The 26,914-nt window shown below is 66.5% G+C and carries 21 protein-coding genes; 18 read left to right on the top strand and 3 right to left on the bottom strand.

Annotation, left to right across the window (positions count from 1 at the left end; genetic code table 11):
* The first annotated feature begins 177 nt into the window (after window positions 1-177).
* A complete protein-coding gene (locus AC1VVG_RS17455) occupies window positions 178-1,263 on the top strand; it encodes a fimbrial protein (RefSeq protein WP_197423860.1) in 1,086 nt (361 codons plus the stop codon).
* A gap of 132 nt (window positions 1,264-1,395) precedes the next feature.
* Here the strand turns inward: AC1VVG_RS17455 and AC1VVG_RS17450 are convergent, their stop codons facing one another.
* Complete coding sequence (locus tag AC1VVG_RS17450; protein ID WP_034186086.1) at window positions 1,396-2,421, bottom strand: GlxA family transcriptional regulator; 1,026 nt, start codon at window positions 2,419-2,421, stop codon at window positions 1,396-1,398.
* Between the two features lie 448 nt (window positions 2,422-2,869).
* On the opposite strand from AC1VVG_RS17450, the gene AC1VVG_RS17445 reads away from it, so the two are divergent.
* From AC1VVG_RS17445 to AC1VVG_RS17385, 13 genes are all read left to right on the top strand, one after another.
* Complete coding sequence (locus tag AC1VVG_RS17445) at window positions 2,870-4,144, top strand: serine hydroxymethyltransferase (RefSeq protein ID WP_034186087.1); 1,275 nt, start codon at window positions 2,870-2,872, stop codon at window positions 4,142-4,144.
* A gap of 38 nt (window positions 4,145-4,182) precedes the next feature.
* Entirely contained in the window at window positions 4,183-5,154 is a 972-nt protein-coding gene (locus AC1VVG_RS17440; RefSeq protein ID WP_482835941.1) for a dipeptidase, read from the top strand.
* Window positions 5,155-5,294: 140 nt separating this feature from the next.
* Complete coding sequence (locus AC1VVG_RS17435; RefSeq protein ID WP_034186089.1) at window positions 5,295-5,828, top strand: DUF5943 domain-containing protein; 534 nt, start codon at window positions 5,295-5,297, stop codon at window positions 5,826-5,828.
* Window positions 5,829-5,896: 68 nt separating this feature from the next.
* Window positions 5,897-7,960 (top strand): NADH:flavin oxidoreductase, encoded by a 2,064-nt coding sequence (locus AC1VVG_RS17430; protein ID WP_034186090.1) that lies wholly within the window; start codon window positions 5,897-5,899, stop codon window positions 7,958-7,960.
* A 3-nt stretch (window positions 7,961-7,963) separates the two neighbouring features.
* Entirely contained in the window at window positions 7,964-9,889 is a 1,926-nt protein-coding gene (locus AC1VVG_RS17425; RefSeq protein WP_482835940.1) for a (Fe-S)-binding protein, read from the top strand.
* 4 nt (window positions 9,890-9,893) lie between these two features.
* The gene (locus tag AC1VVG_RS17420) at window positions 9,894-11,063 is read left to right on the top strand and encodes an electron transfer flavoprotein subunit alpha/FixB family protein (protein WP_124669615.1); all 1,170 of its coding nucleotides are present in this window, start codon (window positions 9,894-9,896) and stop codon (window positions 11,061-11,063) included.
* The gene (locus AC1VVG_RS17415; RefSeq protein ID WP_301742258.1) at window positions 11,060-11,845 is read left to right on the top strand and encodes an electron transfer flavoprotein subunit beta/FixA family protein; all 786 of its coding nucleotides are present in this window, start codon (window positions 11,060-11,062) and stop codon (window positions 11,843-11,845) included. The genes AC1VVG_RS17420 and AC1VVG_RS17415 overlap by 4 nt, the downstream gene beginning before the upstream one ends.
* 52 nt (window positions 11,846-11,897) lie before the next feature.
* Complete coding sequence (locus AC1VVG_RS17410) at window positions 11,898-13,139, top strand: aromatic ring-hydroxylating oxygenase subunit alpha (RefSeq protein WP_034186094.1); 1,242 nt, start codon at window positions 11,898-11,900, stop codon at window positions 13,137-13,139.
* A gap of 112 nt (window positions 13,140-13,251) precedes the next feature.
* Window positions 13,252-14,400: an FAD-binding oxidoreductase gene (locus AC1VVG_RS17405; RefSeq protein WP_200087903.1), complete on the top strand. Its 1,149-nt coding sequence runs from the start codon at window positions 13,252-13,254 to the stop codon at window positions 14,398-14,400.
* A 134-nt stretch (window positions 14,401-14,534) separates the two neighbouring features.
* Window positions 14,535-15,398, top strand: a complete 864-nt coding sequence (locus AC1VVG_RS17400; protein WP_034186096.1) for a glycine betaine ABC transporter substrate-binding protein — start codon at window positions 14,535-14,537, stop codon at window positions 15,396-15,398.
* 226 nt (window positions 15,399-15,624) lie between these two features.
* The gene (locus AC1VVG_RS17395; protein ID WP_034186097.1) at window positions 15,625-17,280 is read left to right on the top strand and encodes a trimethylamine N-oxide permease; all 1,656 of its coding nucleotides are present in this window, start codon (window positions 15,625-15,627) and stop codon (window positions 17,278-17,280) included.
* 200 nt (window positions 17,281-17,480) lie between these two features.
* Window positions 17,481-18,092 carry a TetR/AcrR family transcriptional regulator gene (locus AC1VVG_RS17390; protein ID WP_069705485.1) on the top strand — a complete coding sequence of 204 codons (612 nt, stop codon included), beginning with the start codon at window positions 17,481-17,483 and terminating at the stop codon, window positions 18,090-18,092.
* A 166-nt stretch (window positions 18,093-18,258) separates the two neighbouring features.
* Entirely contained in the window at window positions 18,259-19,251 is a 993-nt protein-coding gene (locus AC1VVG_RS17385; protein ID WP_482835939.1) for a DMT family transporter, read from the top strand.
* A 33-nt stretch (window positions 19,252-19,284) separates the two neighbouring features.
* On the opposite strand, the gene purU is transcribed toward AC1VVG_RS17385, so the two are convergent.
* Window positions 19,285-20,169, bottom strand: a complete 885-nt coding sequence (gene purU, locus AC1VVG_RS17380; protein ID WP_034186100.1) for a formyltetrahydrofolate deformylase — start codon at window positions 20,167-20,169, stop codon at window positions 19,285-19,287.
* Window positions 20,170-20,338: 169 nt separating this feature from the next.
* Window positions 20,339-21,244: a choline sulfate utilization transcriptional regulator gene (locus tag AC1VVG_RS17375; protein WP_034186101.1), complete on the bottom strand. Its 906-nt coding sequence runs from the start codon at window positions 21,242-21,244 to the stop codon at window positions 20,339-20,341.
* A 239-nt stretch (window positions 21,245-21,483) separates the two neighbouring features.
* Between AC1VVG_RS17375 and betC the strand changes: the two genes are divergently transcribed.
* From betC to AC1VVG_RS17355, 4 genes are all read left to right on the top strand, one after another.
* Window positions 21,484-23,019, top strand: coding sequence for a choline-sulfatase (gene betC, locus AC1VVG_RS17370; protein WP_124607603.1), 1,536 nt, complete (start codon window positions 21,484-21,486; stop codon window positions 23,017-23,019).
* 45 nt (window positions 23,020-23,064) lie between these two features.
* Window positions 23,065-24,030 (top strand): choline ABC transporter substrate-binding protein, encoded by a 966-nt coding sequence (gene choX / locus AC1VVG_RS17365; RefSeq protein WP_482835938.1) that lies wholly within the window; start codon window positions 23,065-23,067, stop codon window positions 24,028-24,030.
* 259 nt (window positions 24,031-24,289) lie between these two features.
* Window positions 24,290-25,429, top strand: coding sequence for a porin (locus tag AC1VVG_RS17360; protein ID WP_034186103.1), 1,140 nt, complete (start codon window positions 24,290-24,292; stop codon window positions 25,427-25,429).
* A 229-nt stretch (window positions 25,430-25,658) separates the two neighbouring features.
* Entirely contained in the window at window positions 25,659-26,909 is a 1,251-nt protein-coding gene (locus AC1VVG_RS17355) for an MFS transporter (protein ID WP_034186104.1), read from the top strand.
* Window positions 26,910-26,914: the final 5 nt, after the last annotated feature.

Genomic DNA, 26,914 nt, shown 5'->3' with positions numbered 1-26,914 from the left:
GTCGCGACAGCGTTTGTTGGAATGGCTCGCCGACTGGAAGCCACGCGCGAGATAGGCTGAACGGGAAACGGCAATGACTTTCCCGTGATACCTGATTCATCTCTCGTCCGCGTTGACAAACCGAGGCGTCACACGATGTCGCCTTGCGGTGTCATGCCGTCAAGGCCCAACCGGCGCGTGACGTTTTTAGCACGTTTCAACATCACGGATTTTGTCGAAATGAATGGCATTTTTGATAAAAAGCTTCGCTGGCTTCGAGCGGCAATGGTTGTCGGCTCGTTGATCTGGTCGGGGACCGCGTTGGGCTATTGTGACAACGACGGTGAGTGGGCCGGTGGCACCTACAACGTGACGTTTCCCGCAACGATGAACGTCGCGGCGGCGCCTGTTGGCGACGTGCTGGCGCGCGCCGAGGTTACGTTTGCGGCGGCGGGGACCGGAATCAGCACCGCGTGTTGGGACACCAAGGCTACATTGTCGATGACGGTACCGGATGGTCAACTGGTTTCCGGATACAAAGGCGTATACAAAACCAGCGTGGATGGCATTGGCGTGAGATTTGTATTTGTCGACTTCGGTAACGCGGCAGGAGATATTCCGCCGATGACCTATCCCAGTGGATCCACGATTCTGGGAGGCGGTGCGCCCGTTTTGTATCCGCCGCACAAGGTGAGAGCGGAACTGGTCAGAACGGCGAAGAATGTGGGGCCGGGCGGCACCGTATCGCTCGCGTTCAATGCGGTCTTCGATGCCGCCAAGGATCCGTCCGGCAAGATCCTCCGTCGCCATATCAACGGGAGGGGCACGACACAGGTGACGAACAACATCTATTTCGGCGGCTGCCAGACCACGACGCCCGTCACCAATGTGCGGATGGACAAGGAGCCGATCGAACGGATCAAGGGCGGCCGGGCAGCGGAACATCCGTTCTCGCTTGAAGTCGCGTGCGGGACCAACAAGCCGGGCAATCCGCTGCCGGTGAAGGTGTACTTCGAAGGCGACAAGGAGGCTGCGGGCCTGTTGCGTCTGACTGGACGCGGCACGCCGGGTGTCGCCGCCGGTGTCGGCATTGCGTTGACGAGCGACAAGGGCGTGAAGCTGCCATTCACCCAGGCCGACGCGCTGACGATGGACTGGAACCGCTCGAGCCCGGACGGCGAGGTCTACCGCTTTTCGGGCAAGGCGAAGTATGCGCCCACGACAGGCACGATCACCGCAGGCAGCGGCAATGCCACGCTGAACTTCGTGATCCAGTACAACTGAGCGGGAGCGGCAGGCCGGCCGGATGTACCGACAAGGTAATCGGCATCGCAAGCCGCGGCGGCAGCGCGCGCTCGATGTCGTCCGAAAAATCCGGTTCAACCGCCTGATTGCACACCCGGCTCGGCTCCGGCTTCAGGCATGGAGCGAATGGACCGGAAAACTCGACCCGCCGCTCGCGGCACCCTGCGACAGCGGCGCGACCTGCTTGCGGCGCTCGCGCGTCGGCGCGACGCCGAATGCGTCGCGATAGCTCTTGCTGAAGTGGCACGCCGACTGGAAGCCGCACGCCATCGTGATGTGCATGATCGACATGTCGGTCTGCAGCAGCAACTCGCGCGCGCGGCGCAACCGCAGCGTCAGGTAGTAATGCGTGGGCGTCATGCCGAGGTGCTCGCGGAACAGGCGCTGCAGTTGCCGCTGCGACATGTTCGCGAGCCGCGCGAGTTCCTCGCGCGACAGCGGCTCCTCAATGTTGTTCTCCATCAGCGAGATCACTTCGAACAGCGACTTGTTCGCCGAGCCAAGCCGCGCGACGAGCGGCATGCGTTGTTGCGCGCTCGTGTCGCGCACGTGTTCGACGATGAATTGCTCGGCGATCTGCGTGACGCGCGCGGTGCCCACGCGCGCGGCGATCAGGTTCAGCATCATGTCGAGCGGCGCGACGCCGCCCGTGCACGTGATGCGGTCGCGATCGATCACGAACAGTTCCTTCAGGAAGCGCGTGTCCGGAAACTCTTCCTTCAGCGCCGACATGTTCTCCCAGTGGATCGCGCACGCGTAGCCCGCGAGCAGTCCCGACTTCGCGAGTGCATAGGTGCCCGTGCACAGGCTGCCAAGCGGGATGCCCGAGCGCGCGAAACGGCGCAGCGTCGACAGATGGGCTGGCGTCGTCGCACGCTGCACGTCGACGCCGCCGCACACGAACACGATGTCGGGCTGCCCCGCGCATTCGGCCGGGCCCGTGTCGACCGTCAGGCCGTTGCTCGCCGTGACCGGGCCGCCGTCCGGGCTGATCACCGACCAGCGGTAGAGCGGCTGGCCGCTCAGGTAGTTCGCCATCCGAAGCACCTCGATCGCATTGGTGAACGCGATCATCGTGAAATTCGGTAACGGCATGAACGCGAAGTGGGACAGCGACGCTGTGCGGTCGGGCGACATGGGGAGCGTTCCTAGAATCTCTAATAGCTTTATGCCCGAAGGGCACGCATCGGGCTGCGGTATTGTGTGAGCGAGCGCAACAAGCGTGCCATACGGCTAAACCCTAGCTCCATACGTTGCCTGGGCGTCAGGCCCATGCTGCACTGCACCGTAACCGTGACATGCCGCACCCCGACCGGGCGGCAAACGCACTGCCGGTGTGCGTATCCATAGGTGAACGGCCGATACCGTTTGGGTTGGTCATCCCGAAAAGCACGACCGGTCACTTGTACAAAACGGACGCGCATGGCGGAAAAGGCAAAGAACGCGTCTAAATTCATCAATCCGCCGAAAATCCGAACGACAAGAATAGAGCCGTCGGCAGCCTTGCACTGGCGTAGCGGGAAACCCAGGCAGGGCGGGCCTTGAGCTTCGGTTGCAGCCCTTTATTCTTCGTCACGGACGCACTATGTCGAACACCCAGCCTTTCTTCTCGCAGCCCCTTGCCGAGCGCGACGCGCCGGTGCGCAGCGCCATCCTGAAGGAACTCGAGCGTCAGCAGTCGCAGGTCGAGCTGATCGCGTCGGAAAACATCGTGTCGCGCGCCGTGCTCGAGGCGCAAGGCTCGGTACTGACCAACAAGTACGCGGAAGGCTATCCCGGCAAGCGTTACTACGGCGGCTGCGAGTTCGCCGATGAAGTCGAGGCGCTGGCAATCGAGCGCGTGAAGCAGATCTTCAACGCCGGTTATGCGAACGTGCAGCCGCACTCGGGCGCGCAGGCGAACGGCTCGGTGATGCTCGCGCTGGCCAAGCCGGGCGACACGGTGCTCGGCATGTCGCTGGATGCCGGCGGCCACCTGACGCACGGCGCGAAGCCGGCGCTGTCGGGCAAGTGGTTCAACGCCGTTCAGTACGGCGTAAACCGCGACACGATGCGGATCGACTACGACCAGGTCGAGGCGCTTGCCCACGAACACAAGCCGAACCTGATCATCGCCGGTTTCTCGGCCTACCCGCGTGCGCTCGACTTCGCGCGCTTCCGCGCGATCGCCGACAGCGTCGGCGCGAAGCTGATGGTCGACATGGCGCACATCGCCGGCGTGATCGCCGCCGGCCGCCACGCGAACCCGGTCGAGCACGCGCACGTCGTCACGTCGACCACGCACAAGACGCTGCGCGGCCCGCGCGGCGGCTTCGTGCTGACCAACGACGAGGACATCGCGAAGAAGATCAACTCGGCCGTGTTCCCCGGCCTGCAGGGCGGCCCGCTGATGCACGTGATCGCCGGCAAGGCCGTCGCGTTCGGCGAAGTGCTGCATGCCGATTTCAAGACCTACATCGACAACGTGCTCGCGAACGCGCAGGCGCTCGGCGAAGTGCTGAAGGCCGGCGGCGTCGATCTCGTCACGGGCGGCACCGACAACCACCTGCTGCTGGTCGACCTGCGCCCGAAGGGCCTGAAGGGCGCGCCGGTCGAGCAGGCGCTGGAACGCGCGGGCATCACCTGCAACAAGAACGGCATCCCGTTCGACACCGAGAAGCCGACCGTCACGTCGGGCATCCGTCTCGGCACGCCGGCGGGCACGACGCGCGGTTTCGGCGTGGCCGAGTTCCGCGAAATCGGCCGCCTGATCCTCGAGGTGTTCGACGCGCTGCGCGCGAATCCGGAAGGCGACCCCGCGACCGAACAGCGCGTGCGCCGCGAGATCTTCGCGCTTTGCGAGCGCTTCCCGATCTACTGATCGATCCCACAAGAACAGACCCACGAGCGAGAGCGGATATGAGCACGCTGCATCAGGACAGCATCATCATCGACGGACTGAACATTTCGAAGTTCGAGAAGCCGGTGTTCGAGGACATGCGCAAGGGCGGCATCACGGCCGCGAACTGCACGGTGTCGGTGTGGGAGAACTTCACCAAGACCGTCGACAACATCGGCGTGATGAAGAAGAAGATCCGCGACAACGGCGAGCTGCTCACGCTCGTGCGCACGACGGACGACATCTTCCGCGCGAAGAAGGAAGGCAAGACAGGGATCATCCTCGGCTTCCAGAACGCGCATGCATTCGAGGACAACCTCGGCTACATCGAAGCGTTCGCCGACATGGGCGTGCGTGTGGTGCAGCTCTGCTACAACACGCAGAACCTGGTCGGCACCGGCTGCTACGAGCGCGACGGCGGGCTGTCGGACTTCGGCCGCGAAGTGATCACCGAGATGAACCGCGTCGGCATCATGGTCGACCTGTCGCATGTGGGCAGCAACACGTCGTCGGAAGCGATCGCGTTCTCGAAGAAGCCGGTGTGCTACTCGCACTGCCTGCCGTCGGGCCTGAAGGAGCATCCGCGCAACAAGAGCGACGCGCAGCTCAAGGAGATCGCCGATGCGGGCGGCTTCGTCGGCGTGACGATGTTCGCGCCGTTCCTGAAGCGCGGGATCGAAGCGAACATCGACGACTACATCGAGGCGATCGACTACGTCGTGAACCTGATCGGTGAAGACGCGGTCGGCATCGGCACGGACTTCACGCAGGATTTCGCGAAGGAGTTCTTCGACATGCTGACGCATGACAAGGGCCGCTATCGCCAGCTGACGAACTTCGGCAAGGTGATCAACCCGGATGGCATCCGCACGATCGGCGAATTCCCGAACCTGACCGCGGCGATGGAACGCCACGGCTGGAAGGAGTCGCGGATCCGCAAGATCATGGGCGAGAACTGGGTGCGCGTGTTCAAGGACGTGTGGGGCGCGTAAGCGCCGCATCCCGCCGAACCGCTACCCGCGATTCAACATTAGAAAAATCGGGACGCGCCCGCGCAAGCCGCGCGGGCGCGCGGACGATGTCGCGCCTGCGCGCTGAACCGCGCGGCCAATTTCCTCACGGAGTCACCACGATGCAACCGCAACTGCCGATCAACGTCGATCCCGATACCGGCGTCTGGACCACCGACGCGCTGCCGATGCTGTACGTGCCGCGCCACTTCTTCACGAACAACCACGTCGCCGTCGAGGAAGCGCTCGGCGTCGACGCGTATGCCGAGATCCTCTACAAGGCCGGCTACAAATCCGCCTACCACTGGTGCGACAAGGAAGCGAAGCTGCACGGCCTGACCGGCATGGCCGTGTTCGAGCACTACCTGAAGCGCCTGTCGCAGCGTGGCTGGGGCCTGTTCTCGATCATCGAGGCCGATCCGGCCGCCGCACGCGCGAAGATCGAGCTGCGCCACTCGTCGTTCGTGCTCCAGCAGCCGGGCAAGGAAGGCAAGCTCTGCTACATGTTCGCGGGCTGGTTCGCGGGCGCGATGGACTGGGTCAACGACACGACGCCGGAAGGCAAGGGTGCACCGCGCGCGCAGTCGAAGGAAGTGCAGTGCGCGGCCGAGCACCACGACCACTGCGTCTTCGAAGTGTCGCCGATCGCGCACTGACGCCTCGTTTCACTGAAGCAGAACAACACCCGCAACACGAGACATTCGAACGCCAGAGGTCGCCAGCGATGCGTTATCCCCACCTGTTCAAACCCATGCAGCTGAACCAGCTGACGCTGCGCAACCGGATCGTCAGCACCGCGCACGCGGAGGTGTATGCGGAGCCGGGCGGCCTGCCGGGCGACCGCTATATCCGCTACTACGAGGAAAAGGCCAAGGGCGGCGTCGGCCTGGCCATCTGCGGCGGGTCGAGCCCGGTGTCGATCGACAGCCCGCAAGGCTGGTGGAAATCGGTGAACCTGTCGACCGACAAGATCATCGATCCGCTCACGCGCCTGGCCGACACGATGCACAAGCACGGCGCGAAGATCATGATCCAGGCGACGCACATGGGCCGCCGCTCGTCGTTCCACGGCGAGCACTGGCCGCACCTGATGTCGCCGTCGGGCGTGCGCGAACCCGTGCACCGCGGCAACGCGAAGATCATCGAGATCGAGGAAATCCGCCGCATCATCGGCGATTTCGCGGCGGCCGCGAAGCGCGTGAAGGCGGCCGGCATGGACGGCATCGAGATCTCGGCCGCTCACCAGCACCTGATCGACCAGTTCTGGAGCAAGCGTTCGAACCATCGCACCGACGAATGGGGCGGCAGCCTCGAAAACCGCCTGCGCTTCGGCATCGAAGTGCTGACGGCCGTGCGCGAGGCGGTCGGCAAGGATTTCTGCGTCGGCCTGCGCATGTGCGGCGACGAATTCCACGAGGACGGCCTCGATCACGAAGCGCTGAAGGAAATCGCGCAGGCGATGTCGGAGACGGGCCTGATCGACTACCTGAGCGTGGTCGGCTCGGGCGGCGACACGCACAACACGATCGCGAACTGCATGCCGCCGATGGCATTGCCGCCGGAGCCGTTCGTGCACCTCGCGGCCGGCATCAAGTCGGTCGTGAAGATTCCGGTGATGCACGCGCAGAGCATCCGCGACGCGGGCCAGGCCGAGCGCCTGCTCGCGACCGGCATGATCGACCTGGTCGGCATGACGCGCGCGCAGATCGCCGATCCGCACATGGTGATCAAGATCCGCGACGGCCGCGAAGACGAAATCAAGCAGTGCGTCGGCGCGAACTACTGCATCGACCGCCAGTACAACGGCCTCGACGTGCTGTGCATCCAGAACGCGGCGACGTCGCGCGAAGCGACGATGCCGCACATCATCGAGAAGTCGCGCGGCCCGAAGCGCAAGGTCGTGGTGGTCGGCGCGGGCCCGGCGGGCCTCGAGGCGGCGCGCGTCGCGAAGCTGCGCGGCCATGATGTCGTGCTGTTCGAGAAGAACGCGGAAGTGGGCGGCCAGGTGATGATCGCCGCGAAGGCGCCGCAGCGCGAGCAGATGTCGGGGATCATCCGCTGGTTCGACATGGAGACGAAGCGCCTGGGCGTCGACCGCCGTCTCGGCGTGGCCGCCGACGAGAAGATGATCATGGCCGAGAAGCCGGACATCGTCGTGCTCGCGACGGGCGGGTCGAGCTTCACGTGGCAGGTGCCGGGCTGGGGCGTGGCCGAGGGGCTCGCCGTCAGCTCGTGGGACATCCTGACCGGCAAGGTCGAACCGAAGCAGAACGTGCTGCTGTTCGACGGCGTGAGCACGCATGCGGGTGCGGGCGTGGCCGACTTCATGGCGAGCCGCGGCTCGAAGGTCGAGGTCGTCACGCCGGACGTGAAGGTCGCCGACGATTGCGGCGGCACGACGTTCCCGATCTTCTACCGACGCCTGTACGCGTTCGGCGTGATCCCGACGCCGAACACGATGCTCGACCGCGTCTATGAAGAGAACGGCAAGATGATCGCCGTGCTGCGCAACGAGTACACGGAAGAACTGGAAGAGCGCGCCGTCGACCAGGTGGTGATCGAGAACGGTTCGTCGCCGAACGACGAGCTGTACTGGAAGCTCAAGCCGGAATCGGTGAACCGCGGCCAGATCGATCCGCACACGCTGTTCGCGGCCGAGCCGCAGCCGTGCCTGTCGGAAGAACTCGGCAACGGCCGTTTCCTGCTGTTCCGTGTCGGCGACTGCATCTCGATGCACAACGTCCACGGGGCAATCTACGACTCGCTGCGTCTCGTGAAGGATTTCTGAACGATGAACCCGTCCTTCCTCATTACCGCCCTGTTGTGGCTGTCGGTGGCGGGGCTCGCGTTCGCGGTCGCGAAGCGCTCGTCCTACTGGCGCCTGGGCCGCGCCACGGCGCCCGGCTCGTTCGGCGTCGCGAACCTGTTCGCGATTCCGAAGCGCTATTTCGTCGACCTGCACCACGTGGTCGCCCGCGATCCGTACATCGCGAAGACGCACGTCGCGACGGCCGGCGGCGCGATCGGCGCGCTGGCGCTGGTGTTCGTCAACTACGGCCTCGCGATCTATTCGCCCTGGCTCGACAAGCTGATTTTCCTCGCGGCGCTCGCGATGCTGGTTGGCGCGGTGTTCGTGTGGCGCCGCCGCGCGGCCCGGGACGTGCCCGCGCGACTGTCGAAAGGCCCGTGGAACACGCTGCCCTGGCTGCTCGGCTCGTTCGCGCTCGGCCTCGTGCTGTTCATGCTGGTGCCGACCGGCGCGATGTCGGGTGCGTTCGCGGTGCTCTGCGCGCTGCTGATCGGCGTCGGCGCGTTCACGATGACGATCGGCGCCGCGAAGGGCGGCCCGATGAAGCATGCGATCGCCGGCCTGCTGCACCTCGCGTTCCACCCGCGCCAGGAGCGTTTCGCCGCCACGCGCGAATCGTTCACCGGCAACGGCACGGCCACGCCGCCGACCGCGCTGAAGCTGCCGGACATCGAGCATCAGGAATACGGTGTCGCGAAGCCGGTCGAATTCCGCTGGAACCAGCTGCTGAGTTTCGACGCCTGCGTGCAGTGCGGCAAGTGCGAGGCCGCGTGCCCCGCGTTCGCGTCGGGCCAGCCGCTGAACCCGAAGAAGCTGATCCAGGATCTCGTCGTCGGGATGGCCGGCGGTACCGATGCGGCATACGCGGGCAGCCCGTCGCCGGGCCTCGCGGTCGGCCAGCATCTCGGCGAGCCGAACGGCCCGATCGTGTCGGGGCTGATCGAGGAGCAGACGCTGTGGTCGTGCACGACCTGCCGCGCGTGCGTGCAGGAGTGCCCGATGCTGATCGAACACGTCGACGCGATCGTCGACATGCGCCGCAATCGCACGCTCGTGCACGGCACGGTGCCCGGCAAGGGCCAGGAAGTGCTCGCGAACCTGCGTGAAACGGGCACGATGGGCGGCTACGACACGGCCGCGCGCTACGACTGGTCGGTCGACCTGAGCGCGCCCGTCGCGCAGCCGGGCAAGCCGGTCGACGTGCTGTTCGTCGCGGGCGAAGGCGCATTCGACATGCGCTACCAGCGCACGCTGCGCGCGTTCGTCAAGGTGCTGAACAAGGCGGGCGTCGACTACGCGGTGCTCGGCTCGACCGAGACCGACACGGGCGACGTCGCACGCCGGCTCGGCGATGAAGCGACCTTCCAGCAGATGGCGAAGCGCCTGATCGGCACGCTCGGCACGCTGTCGTACAAGCAGATCGTGACGGCCGACCCGCACGTGATGCACAGCCTGCGCAACGAATACCGTGCGCTCGGGCTGCGCGTGACGGTCAAGCATCACACGACCTATCTCGCCGAACTCGCCGACAGCGGCAAGATCGCGCCGAAGGCCGTCGAGTCGCTGCAGGAAAAGCGCACGACGTATCACGACCCGTGCTACCTCGGCCGCTACAACGGCGAGACGGAAGCGCCGCGCAAGCTGTTGAAGACGATCGGCATCCAGGTCGTCGAGATGGAGCGCAACGGCATGCGCGGGCGCTGCTGCGGCGGTGGCGGCGGCGCGCCGCTGACCGACATCCCCGGCAAGCAGCGCATTCCCGACATCCGCATCGCCGACGCACGCACGATCGGCGCGGACGTGGTCGCGGTTGCATGCCCGAACTGCACGGCCATGCTCGAAGGCGTCGTGGGCCCGCGCCCCGACGTGCTCGACGTCGCCGAACTCGTCGCCGCCTCGCTGGAGTGAATCGATGAATACGATCAAACGAATCGATCCGCGCCGGCCGTTCATCATCACGGCCGCCGGCCTGAAGCGCATCACGCTCGGCGAGGAAGGCAGCGCCGATGCGAACGCCGCGCACGGGTCCGTGCACGGCCATGGCGCGGTGGCCGCGAAGCCGCGCCGCGCGCTGCAGGATCCGAAACACGTGATGCTGGTGGTCGCGCACTGTGAGCGCGGCGCGCTCGACGACCATGCGCGGCAGGCGATCGCCGCCGCCGCCGTGCTCGCCGATGCGCAAACCGAAGTCGCGCTGCTCGCGTTCGGCGAATTGAAGGACGATGCGGCCGAACTCGGCGTCGACAAACTGCTCGAGCTGACCGGCTTCGATCGCCGCGCGTTCGATCCCGAAAGCGAATTGCAAGCGTTGCAGGCCTGTGTGGCCGCGCTCGCACCGAAACACGTGTTCGTGCCCGACAACGCGACGGGCGACGGCGATCTTGGCCGGCGTTACGCGGCGGCCGCCGGCGCGAGCGTCGCGACCCACGTCGTCGAGATCGACGCGAAGCATGTCGGCGCATATGCGCAGGCCGGGCGGGCGTTTGCCACGCGTGCGCTGCCCGACGTGATCCTGCTTGCGCCGAACGCGGCCGACGCGAAGCTGCCGTTCGTCGGCGCGGGCGAACGGCTGGCCGCCGATTTCATCCGCCCGGCGCATGACGCCGCGCAGCCGTACCGCGATCTCGGCCTGGAAGAAATCGACGCGGCCCAGGTCGCGCTCGAGGAAGCCGACTTCATCGTGTCGGCCGGCAACGGCGTGTCGGACATCGGCGCGTTCGAGCAGCTGGCCGGTGCGTTCGGCGCGGCGATCGGCGCGAGCCGTGTCGCGGTCGACAACGGCCACTTCACGCGCGACAAGCAGGTCGGCGCGACCGGCAAGACGGTCGAGGCAAGCGTGTACATCGCGTTCGGCATCTCCGGTGCGGTACAGCACTTGCAGGGGATCAAGGACTGCCGCCACGTGATCGCGGTGAACCTCGACGGCAGTGCGCCGATCGCGAAGCGCGCGAACCTGACGGTGGTCGGCGACGCGCAGGCGACGATCGCCGCGCTGATCGAGCAGGTACAGGCCGCGCGTGCCGCGCGCGGCGAATCGCCGGCCGCGGTCGGCGCCCGTGAACCGGAAGGAGTGGCCGCATGAACGCCCCCCGCCTCTTGCAACGCATCGCGGTGCTCGTGTCCGTCGGCCGGCATCCGGTCAGCGGCGTCGCGCGCTACAGCCGTAACGACGCGGCCGCGCTCGAAACCGGTCGCCAGCTCGCCGAGCAGCATCGCGCGACGCTCGACGTGATCCATGCCGGCGATCCCGCGAATGCGGCGCTGGCCGAATATCTCGCGCTCGGCGCGCGGGAGGTCGAAGTGCTGGCCTGCCGCGACGGCGACGATGCCGTCCACGCGCTCGCCGCGCGTATCGAAGGCTACGACCTCGTGCTGACCGGCACGCGCGCCGAGGGCGCGTACGACACCGGGATGCTGCCGTACCGCATCGCCGCGGCGCTCGGTTATCCGCTGGTCGGCTCGGCCGTCGACGTGACGGTCGAAGGCGGCCGCGCGGCTGTCCGGCAATTTTTGCCGAAAGGGTTGCGGCGTCGCGTCGATGCCGCGCTGCCGGCCGTGATTGCCGTCCATCCGCTCGCCAATGCCGAGCCGCGCTACGCGTATGCGCGGCTGCGCGCCGGCGCGATCCGGCCGGCGCTTGCGGCGCCCGGCGCGGACGCCGACGCGACCGCGTGGACGGTTGGCCCGGTCGAGCGTAAGCCCGTCAAGCTGGTTGCCGCCGAGAAGCGTTCCGGGCATGCCCGGATGCTGTCCGCGACGACGACCGAAAGCCGGGGCGGCAACGTCGTAAATGAAGGGAGTTCGGTCGAAAAAGCACAAGTGATCCTCGCGTATTTGCGCGAGCATCAGCTCATCGACTACTGATTTTGATGCCTGTCGGCAAGAACCCAGGGATGCAAGGAATCCGGAGCAAACGATGAAAGTATCGGCAGACATTCGTGCACTGATCGAGCGGCGCAAGGAAGGGCACAGCCTCGAGGCGCCGTTCTACACGAGCGAGGACATCTTCGCGCTCGACATGGAGGCGATTTTCCGCCAGCACTGGATCCAGGTGGCGGTCGAACCGGACATTCCCGAGCCGGGCGACTACGTGACGGTCCAATTGGGGAGCGATTCGATCCTGATCGTGCGCGACGACGACATGGCGATCCGCGCGTTCCACAACGTGTGCCGTCACCGCGGCGCGCGCTTGTGCAACGAGGACAAGGGTTCGGTCGGCAACATCGTGTGCCCGTACCACAGCTGGACCTACAACCTGACGGGCCAGCTGATGTTCGCCGAGCACATGGGCGAGAAGTTCGACCGCTGCAAGCACAGCCTGAAGTCGGTGCACGTCGAGAACCTCGCGGGCCTGATCTTCATCTGCCTCGCCGACGAGCCGCCGGTCGACTTCGCGCAGATGCGCGCCGAGATGGAGCCGTACCTGCTGCCGCACGATCTGCCGAGCACGAAGATCGCCGCGCAGATCGACATCATCGAGGAAGGCAACTGGAAGCTCACGATGGAGAACAACCGCGAGTGCTATCACTGCGTCGCGAACCATCCGGAGCTGACGATCTCGCTGTACGAATACGGCTTCGGCTACCAGCGTTCCGACGCGAACGCGGAAGGCATGGACGCATTCGCCGAAACGTGCGTGCGGCGCGGCAAGGAGTGGGCCGAGATGGGCCTGCCGTCCGCCGAAATCGAGAAGCTGCTCGACGTGACGGGTTTCCGCACGCAGCGCCTGCCGCTCGACCGCAGCGGCGAATCGCAGACGCTCGACGCGAAGGTCGCGTCGAAGAAGCTGCTCGGCGGCTTCGACAAGGCCGACCTCGGCGGCCTGTCGTTCTGGACGCAGCCGAACTCGTGGCACCACTTCATGAGCGATCACATCGTGACGTTCTCGGTGATCCCGCTGTCGGCCGGCAAGACGCTCGTGCGCACGAAGTGGCTCGTGCACAAGGACGCGAAGGAAGGTATCGACTACGACGTGAAGAACCTGACGGCCGTGTGGAACGCGACCAACGACCAGGATCGCGCGCTCGTCGAGTTCTCGCAGCGCGGCGCGAGCAGCAGCGCGTACGAGCCGGGCCCGTATTCGCCGTACACGGAAGGTCTCGTCGAAAAATTCTCGGCATGGTACATCGGCCGGCTCGCCGAAAAAACCGGCGAATAGGTCATAGCAGCGGACAAGCGGAGCAACTGATGAAACGATCCCCACGCTCACTGCGTTCCCTGCCCCCCACGGGGGCGGTCAGCCTCCTTGGGGCGGCCCTGCGGAGGCTGACATGATGCGAGACGCGGCCAATTTCGAGCCGACGGACAGCCGGGTCACGCGCCCGGCATTCTGGAACGGCCTGCCCGAGCGCTGGACGAGCGACGTCGAGGAAACGCTGGTGTGCTGTCACGTGCGGCAGGAAACGCACGACGTGAAGAGCTTCTTCTTCCGTTCGCCGCAGGGCCGCACGTTCTCGTTCGAGCCCGGGCAGTTCCTCACGCTCGAGCTCGACATCGACGGCGAAACGATCAACCGCTGCTACACGATCTCGTCGTCGCCGGCGCGACCGCACACGGTGTCGATCACGGTGAAGCGCGTGCCCGGCGGCAAGGTGTCGAACTGGCTGCACGACAACCTGCAGCCCGGCGCCTCGGTGCGCGTGCTCGGCCCGGCCGGCGAGTTCACGTGCGCCCGGCATCCGGCGCGCAAGTACCTGTTCCTGTCGGCCGGCTCGGGCGTCACGCCGCTGATGTCGATGAGCCGCGCGCACCACGATCTCGCGGAAGATCGCGACATCCTGTTCGTGCACAGTGCGCGCACGCCGGACGACATCATCTTCGCGCGCGAGCTGGACCTGATCGCGTCGAACCATGCGAACTTCCGCACGTCGTTCGTCGTCGAGCGCCTGGGTGCGCGCACGAACTGGCCGGGCGTCACGGGTTTCCTGACGCTGCCGCTGCTGAAGCTGATCGCACCGGACTTCATGGAGCGCGAGATCTTCACGTGCGGCCCCGCGCCGTACATGAAGGCCGTGCGCGACCTGCTCGACGAAGCCGGTTTCGATCGCAAGCAGTATCACGAGGAAAGCTTCTCGTTCGAGACGCTCGCGCAGACCGCGAGCGACGAGCTGCTCGCCGATCTCGTACCGCCGGCCGAAGGCGGCGACACCGACACGAAGCAGTACACCGTCAGCTTCGCGAAGAGCAACCGCGAGATTTCGTGCGGCTCGGAGCAGCACGTGCTCGACGCGGCGCGCCAGTCGGGCGTGCGGCTGCCGGCCTCGTGCACGCAGGGCATGTGCGGCACCTGCAAGGTGAAGCTCGTGTCGGGGCAGGTCGAAATGAAGCACAACGGCGGCATCCGCCAGCGCGAGATCGACCAGGGGATGGTGCTGCTGTGCTGCAGCAAGCCGCTGTCGGATCTCGTGATCGACAAGTAGTCGCGATGTGTCGGCGCTTGTCCGGACACGTCGCGTCCGGACAAGCATCCGTCGGAAAACAACGATACCGCGGATTTGTGGTTGAAGAACCTAGAGAGACAACGCGCACGGTGCGCTTATCAAGGAGATCGACCATGAAACTGTTCGGAAAACTGTTGTGGACCGGCGCACTGTCGGCGATGGTGGCGCTGAGCACGTCGGCACTCGCCGATACGAAGCCGACGCTGAAGATCGGCTACGTCGAAGGCTGGGACGACAGCGTCGCGACGTCCAACGTCGCGGCTCGCGTCATCGAGAAGAAGCTCGGCTACGAGGTGAAGCTCGTGCCGGTCGCGGCCGGGATCATGTGGCAGGGTGTCGCGCGCGGCGACCTCGATGCGACGCTGTCCGCGTGGCTGCCGGTCACGCACGGCTCCTACTGGGATGAATACAAGGCCAAGGTCGTCGACCTCGGCGCGAATTTTCCCGATGCGAAGATCGGCCTGATCGTGCCCGCGTACGTGAAGGCGAAGAGCATCGACGACCTGAATGCGGAGAAGGCCAGCTTCGGCGGCCGGATCGTCGGCATCGATGCGGGCGCCGGCGTGATGCGCAAGACCGACGACGCGATCAAGAGCTACGGGCTGAACTACACGCTGATGCCGAGTTCGGGCAGCGCGATGACGGCCGAGCTGTCGCGTTCGGTCGGTGCGAGCAAGCCGGTCATCGTGACGGGCTGGGCACCGCACTGGATGTTCGCGAAGTGGAAGCTGCGCTTCCTCGAGGATCCGAAGAAGGTGTTCGGCGGTGCCGAGCACGTCGACAGCGTCGTGAATCCGGGGCTCGAAGCCAAGGCCAAGCCGGTCGTCGCGTTCCTGAAGAAATTCCAGTGGAAGCCGGGTGAAATCGACAGCGTGATGCTGGCGATCCAGAACGGCTCGAAGCCGGAAGCGGCCGCGGACGCGTGGATTGCCGCGCATCCGGACCGCGTGAATGCGTGGACGGAAGGCGCGCAGTAAGCGTCACCCAATACGTCGTACGAATCATCATAAAAACATGCCGGGAATGGTTTGCAGGAATCCGAAATAATCGAGATGCCATGCGGCCATATCCCGGAATTCTTTTTCGGATTCTGCAAAAAAGCCCGTAAATTGTTACACTACGGCGCTTGTGCAAAATCATCACAGCTTGCATCGAACCAGAGTAAGCGCTAAAGCGCCAACTCCGATCGAGAGGAGGAATTGGATGAGTCAGGCAGGACTGCGTGCGAATCGCACCAGTGACGTTGAGGCAACCATCTCACATGATTCGACGGGCCACACGCTGCATCGTGGCCTGACCTGGAAAGACGCATTTTGGGTGACGAGCGGCGTGCCGGCAGGCGTGCTGTTCACGATCGGCGGCGTATGCGCGACGATCGGCCAGCCCGCGTGGGCGATCTGGATCGCCGCGATCACGATGGGGCTGATTCAAAGCGCGACTTATGCGGAAATCTCGGGGCTATTTCCTCATAAATCGGGCGGCGCGTCCGTATATGGCGCGATCGGATGGGTCCGTTACAGCAAGCTGATTGCCCCGGTTTCCGTGTGGTGCAACTGGCTCGCGTGGTCGCCGATGCTTGCGCTCGGCTGCGGCCTCGCGGCGAGCTATGCGCTCACGAGTCTCTTTCCCGCCAACGCGGCGGTGCTGCAATGGCAGCTCAAGATCGCGGATCTCGGTTTCATCAAGCCGGGTTTGTCCCTGCGGATCAATGCGACGTTCATCATCGCGACGATCCTGCTTCTCATCACGTTCAAGCTTCAGCACAGCGGCGCATCGAAGGCGGCACGCACGCAGCGCATCCTCGGCATCGCGTCGCTCACGCCGCTACTGATCGTCGGCATCGTGCCGTTCGTCACCGGCGACGTGCCGATGTCGAACCTGCTTCCGCTGCTGCCGCTCGGTCACGACGCGCAAGGCAACCTCACGACCGCGACGTTCGGTTCGTGGAACGGGCAGGGCGTCACGATGGCGCTCGGCGCGATGTTCATGGCCGGCTGGGCGTCGTATGGTTTCGAGACGGCCGTCTGCTACACGCGTGAATTCCGCGATCCGCGCCGCGATACCGCGAAGGCGATCTTCTGGTCGGGCGCGCTGTGCCTCGTCGTGATGACGCTCGTGCCGATGGCGTTCCAGGGCGCGCTCGGCACGCAGGCGATGCTCGATCCGTCGATCGGCGACGGCACGGGTGTCGCGGCCGCGATGGCGAAGATCGTCGGCGGCGGCGCGTGGGTCGCGAATGCGGTCGTCGTGATGCTGATGCTGTCGATCCTGCTGATCGTGATGACGTCGATGATGGGCTCGTCGCGCACGCTGTACCAGGCATCGGTCGACGGCTGGCTGCCGAAGTACCTGTCGCACGTGAACGAGCACGGCTCGCCCACCCGCGCGATGTGGACGGACCTCGGCTTCAACCTCGTGTTGCTGATGATGTCGGACTACATGACGGTGCTGTCGATCTCGAACGTCTGCTACATGCTGTTCGTATTCCTGAATCTCCAGTCGGGCTGGATCCACCGGATGGATCGCGGCAACTGGGATCGGCCGTTCCGCTGCCCGACCTGGCTGCTCGTCGCAGGCTCGATCTGCGGCTACGCGAACCTCGTCTACGTCGGCGCGGGTGCGAACCTGCAGGGCGAAGGCACGTTGCGCAACGGACTGATCGCGATGCTGCTGATCGTGCCGGTCTTCCTGTATCGCCACTACTGGCAGGATCGCGGCCGCTTCCCCGAGCAGATGCAGCGCGACATGGAGCTCGAAGTGCCGAAGCGCGCGATGTGGCTGAACCTGATGCCGTATGCCGCGCTGATCGGCGCGGGGCTGACGATCTGGCTGTCGTATTACCTCGCATGGGTGAAGTGACGCGTCAGGCCGTGTAACGGCGCCCATCACCCGGAAACCGCACACGGCGGTGCGATCTCGCCGCCCGCAACGAAGCCCGACCGGCTGCAACCGGCCGGGCTTTCGTCATTCAGGGCCGGCGGCATGGCCGGCGTGCACGGCGCCCGCCCGCGAGCGACGACGCTTGATTTTGAGAATGATCGGTTCTAATATCCTGACTCATGAGTCCAACTTCTCCCGGCTCCCGTGACAGGGGGCGCCCACGCGAATTCGACACCGACGAGGTGATCGACGCCGCGGCGCGCGTGTTCTGGGCGCAGGGATATCACGCGACGTCGATCGATACGCTGTGCGAGGCGACCGGCGTGTTTCGCGGCAGTCTGTACCGGACGTTCGGCGACAAGCACGGGCTGCTGGTCGCCGCGTTCGACCGTTATGCGGAAGGCGCGATCGCGCGGCTCAAGGAACGTCTCGCGGCGGACTTGCCGCCGCGTCAGGCCCTCAGGGAAGCGCTGCTGTACTACACGGAAATCGGCGTGCGGCTGTCGGAGCGCCGCGGCTGCCTCATCACGAATTCGGCCGTCGAATTGCTACCCGGCGACGACGTGTTGCGACCGTACATCGAATCGACGCTGCTGCGCATCGGCACGCAATTCAGCCTTGCGGTCGCACGCGGCCAGCAATCGGGCGATTTCGACCGGAACCTCGATCCGGAAGAGGTTGGCCGGTTCCTGCTGTGCCTGATCCAGGGCATGCGCGTGCTGGGCAAATCGAGTGCGTCGGAGGCGGAACTGGCTTCGATCGTCGAAATCGCGATGCGGGCGCTGACCTGATTTTTTTGATTATTTTGAGAACGATCGGTTTCAAATGATGCGTGTTCCACGGACGGCAGTCGAGACCTTGACGGGCAAGCCGATTCGAAAAAGCAGCTGAAAAAACGCCGCCGCTGCGCGCAGCCGCACCGGCCTCATTGTTCAATTAATTTGGGAATGATCGGTCATGAATGGCGCAAATAACGCAGTGCCGGCCGCGGGCGCGTACGGGAAGGGGATCGCGGCATGTGTCGGTGCGACGATCCTGATGGGCGTGATGTTTCCGGTGATGACCGACGCGTTGCGACACATCGATCCATTCACGTTCACGTCGCTGCGCTACCTGATCGCGGGCAGCGCATTCCTCGTGTTGTTGCGGGTCGTCGAAGGGCCCGGCGCATTCCGCGCGGCCGGCGAATCGGTGCCGCTTGCATGGCTGCTCGGCTCGATCGGCTTTTGTGGGTTCGGGTCGTTCGTGTTCCTGGGCCAGCAGCTGGCCGGCGACGAAGGCGCGCTGACCGCATCGATCATGATGGCGACCCAGCCGATGATGGGGCTGCTGCTCAACGCGCTGGTGCGGCGCGTCCCGCCCGCGCCGGTGTCGGTGCTGTTCGTGGTGCTGTCCTTCACCGGCGTGGCGCTCGTCGTCACGCGCGGCGACGTGGTGGCCGCGCTGCACGAACCGCAGCACCATGCGGCCAATGCGCTGATCGTCGTCGGTGCGTTGTGCTGGGTCGTCTATACGTTCGGCGCGGCGCGTTTCTCCGGCTGGTCGGCATTGAAATACACGACCTTCACGACGTGGCTCGGACTGACCACGATCGTCACGGTCAATCTGATGCTGGTCGCAACGCACCGGATCGCGGCGCCGTCATGGGCCGCCGTGCACGCGGTGCTGCCGCATCTCGCGTACATGGGGCCGGTGGCCGGCTTCGGCGCGATCCTGCTGTGGATGACGGGCAACCGGATCCTGGGGCCGATGAACGGCGTGCTGTTCATGGACGTCCTGCCCATCACCGCGTTCATCGTGTCCGCCGCCACGGGCGTGGTGCCCACTCGCGCGCAAATCGCGGGCGCCGGGTTGACCGGCGCGGCACTGATTCTCAACAACCTGTATCTGCGGCGCCGGGCGCGGCGAATCGGCACGGCGCCGGCGCGCGTGCCTTCCGCCTCGACGTGAGGCACGGGGCGAGCCGGCCGCCGTTTCGCATGCCTACGAAAACACCACCGTCCGATCGCCGTTCAGGAACACGCGCCGTTCGATGAACGCCTTCACCGCGCGCGCGAGCGTGAGGCTTTCGACGTCGCGCCCGACCGCGAGCAGTTGCTCGGGGCGCAGCGCATGATCGACGCGCTCGACGACCTGCTCGATGATCGGCCCTTCGTCGAGATCGTCGGTGACGAAGTGTGCGGTCGCGCCGATCAGCTTCACGCCGCGTGTGTGCGCCTGGTGATACGGCTTCGCGCCCTTGAAGCCGGGCAGGAACGAATGATGGATGTTGATCGCGCGGTTCGCGAGCTTCGCGCTCGTTTCCTGCGACAGCACCTGCATGTAGCGCGCGAGGATCACGAGTTCGGCGCCGCTCGATTCGAAGAAGTCGAGCCATTGCGCTTCCTGCTGCGCCTTCGTGTCGGCCGTGATCGGGAAGTGCCGGAACGGCAGCCCGTGCTGGGCGGCGAGCGGCTCGAAATCGGGGTGGTTCGACACGATGCCGACGATGTCCATCTTCAGCTCGCCCATCCGCCAGCGGAACAGCAGGTCCGCGAGGCAGTGCTCGAGCTTCGACACCATGATCAGCACCTTCGGCCGTGCGTTCACGTCATGGATCGCCCATTGCATGTCGCCCTGCGCGCCGCCGAGGCTCGCGGCGATCGGCGTGAATTCCTGGCGCAGCGCGTCGATCTGCAGCGTTTCATCCGTCGGATGAAACACGCAGCGTACGAAGAAGCGGTTGCTGAGGTCGTCGTCGAACACGTTCAGCGCATCGACGTAGCAGCGATGGCGATCGAGAAAGCCGACGACGGCGGCGACCTGGCCGGCCGCGCTCGGGCACGACAGCGTCAGGACGAATTGATCGGGGCGGTGCTCGGCGGTCATGAGACTCCTCGGTTGGCATGGGCGCACGGCCGTGCGGCGGCGCACGACGGCGCCGCACCGCGCGGGTAGCGGGAGGCTCAAGTAAATCAGGACGATTCCGGGGCGGATAGAACCAACGCGCCGTGTGGCTGGTATCGGCGCGCCAGTGCGTGCGGGCCGGCCGGGCCCGTCAGGCGCCGGCGCAGGCGTCGAGCAGCCAGCGCCGGAACACGTGGGTCGCATCCGGCTCGGGCCGCTGCGGCGGGCGCACCAGGAAGTAGCCGCGCGACGTGACGACGGGCGCGTCGACGAGCTTCACGAGCTGGCCGGACGCGACGAGCTCGTCGACGAGCGGCGACCAGCCGAGCGCGACGCCTTCGCCGAGCAGCGCCGCATGGATCACGAGCGCGTAGCTGTTGAAGGTCACGCCGCGCGCGGCGGGCGGCGGCTCGAGGCCATGCGCGTCGAACCAGCCGGACCACGACAGCCAGCGCTCGGGGCGCGTCGGCTGCACGTGCAGCAGCGGCAGTGCGAGCAGGTGGTCGGCCCGCGCGACGTCGCGGTGCGCGGCGCGGAACGCGGGCGAGCACACGGGCGTGACCGATTCCGGAAAGAGCCGTGCGGCCGTGCACGACGGCCAGTGACCGTCGCCGAACAGGACCGCGATGTCGGCGTGGTCGCGCTGCGGGTCGTAATCCTGTGACGTGACGACGCGCACGTCGACGTCCGGCATCACGCGCTTCAGGCCGGCGAGCCGCGGCATCAGCCAGTAGGTCGCGAAGCCGAAGTCGGTGACGATCGTGAGCGCGCCGTGCTCGCGGCGCGCGCGCAGCGTGGCGGTCGCGCCGCGCAGCGTGTCGAGGCTCAGCCGCACCGCTTCGTACAGGCACTGGCCGTCGGCCGTCAGCGTGACGCCGCGCGGGCTGCGCTCGAACAGCGGCACGCCCAGTTCGGCTTCGAGCTGGTACACCTGCTGGCTCACGGCCGGCTGCGTCGAGCCCAGCTCGCGCGCGGCGGCCGTGAAGCTCGCGAGCCGGGCGGCCGATTCGAACGCGCGCAGCGCCTGCATCGACGGTAACGGTTCCGGTTTCGACATAAGTCTCTCTAATGGCCCCATAAGGGCCGGACGCCTACCCGCGCGAATTCGGGCGGGCGATAGTGCATCGGACGGTGCGGCACACGCGCTTCGCGGCCGCCGGGCAATGCGTTCCGCGATTCTAGCCAGCGCGGCCCGCGTGCGCGGCGGTTTCTGCGGGCTGTCTCCGTCATGCCGGACGTCCCGCCGCCGGAGCGGCGCGCCGCTCCGTTCGAACACCGCTTTCCCCACGACCGCTCATGACGAACCCGACACCCAACATCCTGATCCTGATGGCCGACCAGTTGACGCCGTTCGCGCTGCCGGCCTACGGCAACCGCGTCGCACGCACGCCGACGCTCGACCGGCTCGCCGCGCAAGGCGTGGTGTTCGACGCCGCCTACTGCGCGAGCCCGCTGTGCGCGCCGTCGCGGTTCTCGCTGCTGACCGGCAAGCTGCCGTCGGGGATCGGCGCCTACGATAACGCCGCCGAGTTGCCGGCGCAAACGCTGACGTTCGCGCACTACCTGCGCGCGGGCGGCTACCGGACGATGCTGTCCGGCAAGATGCATTTCTGCGGGCCCGACCAGTTGCACGGCTTCGAGGAACGGCTCACGACCGACATCTATCCGGCCGATTTCGGCTGGGTGCCCGACTGGGACCAGCCGGGCGAGCGGCCGAGCTGGTATCACAACATGAGCTCGGTGCTGGAGGCGGGCCCGTGCGTGCGCACGAACCAGCTCGATTTCGACGACGAAGTCACGTTCGCCGCGAAGCAGAAGCTCTACGACGTCGCGCGCGAGCGCGCGGCCGGGCACGATGCGCGGCCGTTCTGCATGGTCGTGTCGCTGACCCATCCGCACGACCCGTACGCGATCACGCGCGAATACTGGGATCTGTACCGCGATGACGAGATCGACATGCCGGCCGTGCGGCTCGATGCGGCGGAAAGCGATCCGCATTCGCAGCGGCTGCGCGTCGTCTGCGAGAACGATCGCACGCCGCCCACCGACGCGCAGATCCGCGCCGCGCGCCATGCGTACTACGGCGCGACGTCCTATGTCGACGCGCAGTTCGGCAGCGTGCTGGCCGCGCTGGAGCAGTGCGGTTTCGCCGACGACACGATCGTGATCGTCACGTCCGACCATGGCGACATGCTCGGCGAGCGCGGGCTCTGGTACAAGATGACGTTCTTCGAGGGCGGCTGCCGCGTTCCGCTGATCGTCCATGCGCCGGGCCGCTTCGGCGCCGCGCGCGTGCGCGGGCCCGTGTCGCATCTCGACCTGCTGCCGACGCTCGTCGACCTGGCCGGCGCCGCGCCCGCCGGCGGCTGGCCCGACCCGGTCGACGGCGCGAGCCTCGTGCCGCACCTGCACGGCACGCCCGCGCACGATGTCGCGCTCGGCGAATACCTCGCGGAAGGCGCGCTCGCGCCGGTCGTGATGATCCGGCGCGGCGACTGGAAGTACGTGCATTGCCCGCTCGATCCCGACCAGCTCTACCACCTGTCGGACGACCCGCGCGAGCTGACGAACCTGGCCGGCGTGCCCGAGGCCGCCGACGTGCTCGCCGCGTTCCGCGCGGAAGCCGCGGGGCGCTGGAACCTGCCCGAGCTCGACCGGCAGGTGCGCGCGAGCCAGCGGCGCCGGCGCTTCCATTACGCGGCGACGACGCAGGGCCGCATCCAGGCGTGGGACTGGCAGCCGTTCACCGACGCGAGCCAGCGTTACATGCGCAATCACATCGAACTCGACACGCTCGAGGCGATGGCGCGTTTTCCGCGGGTCGGGCGCTGAGCGTCCCGCCTCGCGAACATGAACGAACGACGGAGGAAGCGGACGATGAAACGGCAATGGAATGCAGCAATCCGGATCGGCGCGGCGCTCGCCGCGGCCGCGTGCCTGGTGACGGCGCAGGGCGCACGGGCGGCCGACCCTCGGACGTGCGGCGACGTGAAGATGGCGGCGCCCGGCTGGACCGACATCGACGCGACGAACGCGATGGCGGGTGTCGTGCTGAAGGCGCTCGGCTACCGGCAGGAGGTAGCGAACCTGTCGGTGCCGATCACGTACCAGGGGCTGAAGAAAGGGCAGGTCGACGTGTTCCTCGGCAACTGGATGCCCGCGCAGGCGCCGCTCGTGAAGCCGTTCGTCGACGACAAGTCGATCGACGTGCTGCACGCGAACCTGAGCGGCGCGAAGTTCACGCTCGCGGTGCCCGACTACGTGGCGGCCGCCGGCGTGCATACGTTCGCCGATCTCGCGCGTCATGCGGACCGCTTCGGCGGCAAGATCTACGGGATCGAGCCCGGCGCGCCCGCGAACCAGAACATCAAGCGGATGCTCACCGACCACGCGCTCGGCCCGTCGAACTGGTCGCTCGTCGAATCGAGCGAGACGGGCATGCTCACGCAGGTCGAGCGGGCGGTGCGCGACAAGCGCTGGATCGTGTTCCTGGCCTGGGAGCCGCATCTGATGAACACGAAGTTCCATCTGACCTATCTGTCCGGCGGCGATGCGTACTTCGGCCCGAACTACGGCGGCGCGACGGTCAACACGGTCACGCGTGCCGGGTTCGCCGGCCAGTGCGCGAACCTCGCACGCCTGTTCCGGCAGATGACGTTCTCCGTCGACGTCGAGAACCGGATGATCGCCGACATGCTCGACAACAAGACGTCGCCCGCGCTCGCGGCGCAGCATGCGCTGAAGGCCGACCCGGCGCTGGTCGCCGGCTGGCTGGACGGCGTGACGACGGCGGCCGGCGCACCGGGCCTGCCGGCGGTGCGCGCGGCCCTCGACGGCCGCTGATTCCCTCCCGCCGGGCGGCCGGTTTTCACCGTGCCGCCCGTCTACGTGTTTTCCCGACCGGTCGCATCGTGACCATTTAGTGTCGCCTTCAGACGGGTGGCGAGAAATATGGGTTTGTATTTTTCGCCAATGGCTGCGTTATTGCGGAAAACGAAATGCCGAAGCCAGCTGGCGGTCTGAATTCGAATCCGCCGGCGCATCGCGGCACGCGCCGGGACGAGATTCTATCCATCGAACGGTTCAGGGAGGGTGGTCGACAATGAAGCACACGAAAGTTGCCGTAGCCGCCGCGCTTGCATGCGCGGCCTGCATTCCCGCCATCGGGCACGCGCAGAGCAGCGTGACGCTGTACGGGATTCTCGACGCGGGCATCACGTACGTGAACAACACGGGCGGCTCGCACGTCGTCAAGTTCGACGACGGCGTCGCGTACGGGAACCGCTTCGGGCTGAAGGGCACCGAAGACCTGGGCGGCGGCCTGAAAGCCGTGTTCACGCTCGAGAGCGGCTTCCGCCTCGGCAACGGTCAACTCGGCTTCGGCGGCGCCGAATTCGGCCGGCAGGCGTATGTCGGCCTGCAGAACGACTGGGGCACGCTGTCGTTCGGCAACCAGCTCGACATCACGAACGAACTCGTGTCGATCTACAACATCTCGGCGTGGGGCAGCGGCTATGCGATCCACCAGGGCGACTTCGACCGCTTCAACGGCGACCGCCTGCCCAACTCGGTGAAGTTCCTGTCGAACGACCTCAACGGCTTCAAGGTCGGCGCGATGTACTCGTTCGGCAACGTCGCGGGCAACTTCCATCGCAACAGCGCATGGAGCGCGGGCGCGAGCTTCACGAAGGGCGACTTCTCGATCGGCGCCGCGTACACGCGCCTGAACAACCCGAACGGTATCTACGCGTTCGACCCGTACGCGATGATCGGCACGCACACGTTCCTCGGCCAGCAGACCGTCACCGTCGACCCGGCGACCGGCGCGCGCACCGACCTGTTCGCGAACACGCCGATGGACGTCGACAGCCAGGGCACGTTCGGCATCGGCTCGAGCTACACGATCGGCAAGCTGACGCTCGACGCCAACTTCTCGTACACGACGATCAAGGGCTTCGGCCAGTCGTCGCACATGCAGGTGTATGAAGGCGGCGGCCTGTACCAGTTCACGCCGGCGCTCAGCCTGATCGCGGGCTACCAGCACACGCGCTTCGAAGGCCATCACTGGAACCAGGGCACGGCGGGCCTGCATTACCTGCTGTCGAAGCGCACCGACGTGTATATCTCCGGCGACTACCTGCGCGCGTCGCAGGGCGTCGATGCGGTGGTCGGCTACAGCTTCACGCCGTCGACGACGCAGACGCAGGCCGACGTGCGGATCGGGATGCGGCATTCGTTCTGAGCGGGGTGGAGCAGGGCAGCGACGTCTTCAGCGAGATCTCTCTTTGGCGCGAACCGAGGTTCGCGCTTTTTTTTTCATGGTGCGATTCGATGCGGCGTCGCGCGGCGCATGCCGGCCGCGCCTGCCTCGGCCGGGCGTGCGGCAGGGTTTCGGCGGTTGAAGCTATCATCGCGGTTTGGCCGCATCGCGTATCGGCGATCGCCGGCCTTCCTTCGATGACGTCTCGCCGATGACCGCCCCGTTACCCGACTCCAGTTCGCCGTCTCCGTTACCCGCCAACCTGTTCCGCCACGCACCGTTCCAGCGTTTCTGGGGCACGCGCGTGATGTCTTCCCTGGCTTTCCAGATCCTGTCGGTTGCGATCGGCTGGTATGTCTACGCGCTCACGCACAGCGCGTTCGCGCTCGGCCTCGTCGGGCTCGCGCAGTTCGTGCCGATGTTCGCGCTGACGCTCGTCGTCGGGCAGGTGGCCGATCGCTACGACCGCCGGCGCATCGCGACGATCTGCCAGGGTGTCGAGGCGCTGGCCGCCGGCGTGTTCCTGCTCGGCGCCGTGCAAGGGTGGCTGGCCGCGCCGGCCGTGTATGCGCTCGCGGCGATCGTCGGCACGGCGCGCGCGTTCGAGTCGCCGTCGGTGTCGTCGCTGCTGCCGGCCGTCGTGCCGCGCACCGACCTGCCACGCGCGACCGCGCTGTCGACGTCCGCGAACCAGGCCGCGCAGATCCTCGGGCCCGCGTTCGGGGGGCTCCTCTATGGCGTCGGTGCGCCCGTCGCGTTCGGGACGAGCGTCGCCGCATTCGCGATCGCGGCCATGCTGAGCAGCACGATTCCGTTGCGCGGCGCGCCGCCTGCCCGCGAGCCGGTCACGCTGCGCTCGGTGTTCTCGGGGATCGCGTTCATCCGGCGCGAGCCGGCGATCCTCGGCGCGCTGTCGCTCGACCTGTTCGCGGTGCTGTTCGGCGGCGCGACCGCGCTGCTGCCGATCTACGCGCGCGACATCCTGCAGGTCGGCCCGTGGGGGCTCGGCGCGCTGCGCGCGGCGCCGGCGGTCGGTGCGCTCGCGGGCACGCTGTGGCTCACGCGCTTTCCGCTGAAAGGGCGGCCGGGCCGCGCGATGTTCGGCGGCGTGATCGCGTTCGGCATCGCGACGATCGTGTTCGGGTTGTCGCGGCACTTCGCGCTGTCGCTCGTCGCGCTGGCCGCGCTCGGCGCGTCGGACGTGATCAGCGTCGTCGTGCGCCTGTCGCTCGTGCAGTTGCGCACGCCCGACGACATGCTCGGTCGCGTGAGCGCGGTCAACGCGCTGTTCATCGGCACGTCGAACCAGCTCGGCGAATTCGAATCGGGCGTGACGGCCGCGTGGTGGGGCGCGCCGACGGCGATCGTCGTCGGCGGCGCGGCGACGATCGCGGTTGCGCTCACGTGGATGCGGCTGTTCCCGCAGCTCACGAACATGAAATCGCTCGAGCGCGACGCGTGACGGGC

The sequence above is a fragment of the Burkholderia sp. L-4 genome (genome assembly GCF_056856535.1).
Note: the sequence above shows the minus strand (reverse complement) of the source record. Positions and strands in the feature narration are given on the sequence as shown.